The sequence below is a fragment of the Methylobacillus sp. genome, from assembly GCF_036844465.1.
Classification (GTDB): Bacteria; Pseudomonadota; Gammaproteobacteria; order Burkholderiales; family Methylophilaceae; genus Methylobacillus.
On the sequence record NZ_DAIUFW010000037.1, the window covers coordinates 1 to 3816 of the forward strand.

Here is a 3816-nt window from a genome sequence, read left to right on the forward strand (position 1 = left end):
TGACGCCAAGTTAGGGTATGCCTCAACCGGACGGCATTGGCCAGCGCGTAGGGTGCTTTGCTTTATGTTTCTATTGAAATGAAACGGCCGTTACGTTATAGTTGTTCACATCTAATGCATGAAGATGTTTGAATGAACGCACAAAACTGGTTATTGCTCACCTACAAGGTGCCACCCGAACCGGCCAAGAAGCGCATCGCGCTGTGGCGCAAGCTCAAAGGCATGGGCGCTGTCTATCTACAAAACGGCGTCTGCTTGCTGCCCAAGACCGACGATCACACCCGGCGACTCAAGATCATCGAGAACGAGATCAACGAAATGGCGGGCGATTCCGTCCTGCTGGAAACGGTTGCGCTTGATCGTGCTCAGGAAGACAAAGTCATTGCCCGCTTCAAGGCAGACCGCGACGAGGAATACAAAGAACTCCTTGGCAAGTGCGCCGACTTCGAGGCCGAGATCGCCCACGAAACCGAAGTTCAGCACTTCACCTACGCCGAGTTGGAAGAAAACGATGTCGATCTGAAGAAGCTCCAGTCCTGGCTGGAAAAAATCGCCAAGCTCGACTTCTACGGTGCCACGCTGGCCGCAGAGGCAGCCGAACGGCTCAAAGGCTGCGAAGCCTTGCTGGACGCCTACGCGCAACGGGTGTTCGACGCTCACGATGAAAACCGTTGAAAGAAGAGGACATATTTCATGCGGTTGTCTGCATTTATCACTTTCTTGAAAATGCGCCCGCAAGTGCGCACTGAATTTTTGACTCTGTTCATCAGCCTTGTGTTCACCCTGCTGTGCAATGGCGTGTTTTGGAATGCCCTTCTTGCTGGACGCGACTCCCTAACTTCTGGAACATGGCTAATGCTCCTTTGCACTGGGTTGCTGATCACCGGGCTGCAATGGTTGTTGCTCCTTCTGGTGGCCACGCGCTGGAGTGTCAAGCCACTACTGATTCTGCTTGCTGTCATGACGCCCGCCGCCGTTTATTTCATGCGCAACTACGGGGTTTATCTCGACAAGGCCATGCTGCGGAATCTGATGGAGACGGACGTCAGGGAAGCCAGTGAGCTGTTGCAATGGAGAATGCTGCCCTACTTGTTGGTTGCAGCCGTATCCGTGTGGTGGATTGCGAGAGTCAGGGTTTTACGAACGGGCTGGAAACAAGCGGTAATGATGCGCAGCGCTTGTCTGGCTGGCGCTCTCGCCATGATTTCCATGGGTCTGTGGCCAGTCATGGATGTGCTGATACCCACGCTTCGTGAAAACAAGCCGCTTCGCTATTTGATCACTCCTGCAAACTACGTCATCTCGGGCATTCGGGTTTTGACTGAACAGGCGTCATCGTCAGCAGACGAAGCAAGGGAAGTCGTTGCAGCCGATGCGCATCGAGGGCCTCAAGAACAAGGCCGCCGTCCTCGTGCTCTCGTACTGGTTGTCGGGGAAACCGTCAGGGCGGCTAATTGGGGGTTGAGCGGCTATGAACGACAAACCACCCCTGAGTTGGCCGCACGCGACGTGATCAATTTTTCCGATGTCACCAGTTGCGGGACGGATACGGCTACATCCCTTCCCTGCATGTTTTCCCTCAATGGTCGGCGCGACTACGACGAACGCCAGATTCGTCGGCGCGAGTCCGTGCTGCACGTTTTAAACCGTAGTGACGTCAACATTCTCTGGCGCGATAACCAGTCGGGCTGTAAAGGCGTCTGTGATGGACTGCCCTTTGAAAACCTGTCTTCGGCAGGCCATCCCACACTGTGCCATGGCGAGCGCTGCCTGGATGAAATTCTGCTCGAAGGGTTGGCCGAGAAGATAACAACAAGCCGCAGCGATATGCTGATCGTTCTGCATATGCTGGGCAATCACGGCCCAGCGTATTTCCAGCGCTATCCCGCAAGCTACCGACGCTGGTCGCCAACCTGCGACACCACCGATCTGGCCAGCTGTTCGCATGAAGCCTTGGTGAACACCTACGACAACGCCGTGCTTTACACCGATCATGTGCTTGCCCGTACCATTGACCTGCTGTCCGGCATCCGCTCACACGACACGGCGCTGCTGTACGTTTCCGATCATGGGGAATCGCTCGGCGAGAAAGGCCTGTATCTCCATGGCATACCTTACGTCATCGCGCCGGATGAGCAGATCAAGGTGCCGATGATCTGGTGGCAGTCGAGTCAGGTTTATGCCGACCAAGCCTGTATGCAAACTCATGCCTCTCGGGCACCGGTAAGTCACGATCACCTGTTTCACACCTTGCTCGGGATGTTCGACGTGAAAACCGCTGCCTACACGCCAGAGTTGGACCTTCTGGCAACATGCAGAAAAGGACAACCACAATGACGACGTCAACGGATGATCCGCCGAAACGCTGGCTCAACCGCACCGTCGCAGGTGCGGGGATCACGAGCTCATTGGGGGATTTCTGCTACGAAACCACCACGGTCATCCTGCCTGGCTTTCTGGCCGTACTCGGCATTCCCGCCGCCGTGCTTGGCCTCATCGAAGGCATTGCCGACGCCATCGCCGCATTCACCAAGATGGTGTCTGGCTACATCGCCGACAAGCTGGGACACCGCAAGCTCTTTGTGATGGTCGGCTACGGACTGACCCCGTTGGGGCAGGTGCTGATCGCGCTGGCGGCTGGCTGGCCCCTCCTGCTGCTGGGGCGCATCGTGTCCTGGTTCGGCAAAGGGCTGCGCGGCCCGCTGCGTGATGCCATCGTTATCCAGGCCGTGTCGCCGGAAACGCGTGGCCGCGCCTTCGGCTTTCACCGGGCTGCCGACACCGTGGGTGCGGTGATCGGCCCCTTGCTGGGCGTCGCGCTGCTGGGTTGGGCGCAAGGCATTCATTGGAGCGACGCGGCTGGACCCTTCCGGCTCGTATTATGGCTGTCGGTGATTCCGGGTGTCTTAGCCGTGCTGGCGTTTCTCACGCTGGTCAAAGACCCGGAGCATTCGCCCAACCCGGCCCTGAAGTTCTTCAGCTCGCTGCGTGGCCTGCCCGCCCGGTTCAAACGCTATCTCGGCGCGGTCGGCATCTTTGGCATCGGTGATTTCTCGCACAGCCTGTTGATCCTGGCGGCCACGACCTTGCTGACCCCCTCGCTGGGCGTTATCCAGGCGGCACAGGTGGCTGGCCTTCTCTATGTGTGGCGCAACCTCGTGCAGGTCGCTGTTTCCTACCCAGTGGGCGTGCTGGCGGATCGTGTCGGCCACTTGCCGGTGCTGATTGCCGGTTATGTGCTGGGCACACTGACGGCGGTGCTGACGGCGCTCGCATTCTGGCTGGGCATAGCCAGCGTGCCGCTGCTGGCCGGGGTGTTCTTCATTGCCGGTCTGTACGTGGCGGTCCAGGAAGCGCTGGAGTCCACCGTGACGGCCGAGATGGTGCAGCCGGACACGCTGGCGATGAGCTATGGCGCGCTGGGCACCGTCAATGGCGCTGCCAAGTTCATTTCCAGCGCCTCGGTCGGCGTGGTGTGGACGGCGGTCTCGCCTGTGGTCGGTTTCGGGCTGGCGGCCGTGTTGATGGCTGCCGGTACGCTGACACTGTTGCGCGTCAAGGGCAACTGAGCAATGGGCAGGCACGACCCGCGACCGTAGCGTGCCTGTCCATCACGAGTTTCTTTGCGGTGCTTAGCGTACGATTTTTTCCGTTTTCTGAGACGACCCCATGAAGGCCCGGAACACGTCCTGACCTTCGCGCCCACACGCTCGGGCAAGGGGGTGGGCCTGGTGGTGCCCACCTTGTTGAGCTGGCCAGCATCGGCCGTCATCCACGACATCAAGGGCGAGAACTGGCAGATCACCGCCGGCTGGC

General features: G+C 58.8%; 4 protein-coding genes. All 4 read left to right on the forward strand.

Translation table 11 applies throughout. The features are described from left to right. The first annotated feature begins 132 nt into the window (after nucleotides 1–132). The gene (locus V7Z75_RS14085) at nucleotides 133–675 is read left to right on the forward strand and encodes a Chromate resistance protein ChrB (protein WP_053821787.1); all 543 of its coding nucleotides are present in this window, start codon (nucleotides 133–135) and stop codon (nucleotides 673–675) included. An 18-nt stretch (nucleotides 676–693) separates the two neighbouring features. Further along, nucleotides 694–2337: a phosphoethanolamine--lipid A transferase MCR-5.1 gene (locus V7Z75_RS14090; protein ID WP_053821788.1), complete on the forward strand. Its 1644-nt coding sequence runs from the start codon at nucleotides 694–696 to the stop codon at nucleotides 2335–2337. Continuing rightward, nucleotides 2334–3569, forward strand: a complete 1236-nt coding sequence (locus tag V7Z75_RS14095; protein ID WP_170265907.1) for an MFS transporter — start codon at nucleotides 2334–2336, stop codon at nucleotides 3567–3569. Before V7Z75_RS14090 ends, V7Z75_RS14095 begins: the two co-directional genes overlap by 4 nt. Before the next feature lie 54 nt (nucleotides 3570–3623). Further along, nucleotides 3624–3816, forward strand: a 193-nt coding sequence (locus V7Z75_RS14100) for a type IV secretory system conjugative DNA transfer family protein (RefSeq protein WP_442919925.1), incomplete at its 3' end; no start/stop codon positions are given.

Coding starts and splice junctions, on each gene's coding strand:
- V7Z75_RS14085 (WP_053821787.1), top strand. CDS start 133: ATGAACGCACAAAACTGGTTATTGCTCACCTACAAGGTGCCACCCGAA.
- V7Z75_RS14090 (WP_053821788.1), top strand. CDS start 694: ATGCGGTTGTCTGCATTTATCACTTTCTTGAAAATGCGCCCGCAAGTG.
- V7Z75_RS14095 (WP_170265907.1), top strand. CDS start 2,334: ATGACGACGTCAACGGATGATCCGCCGAAACGCTGGCTCAACCGCACC.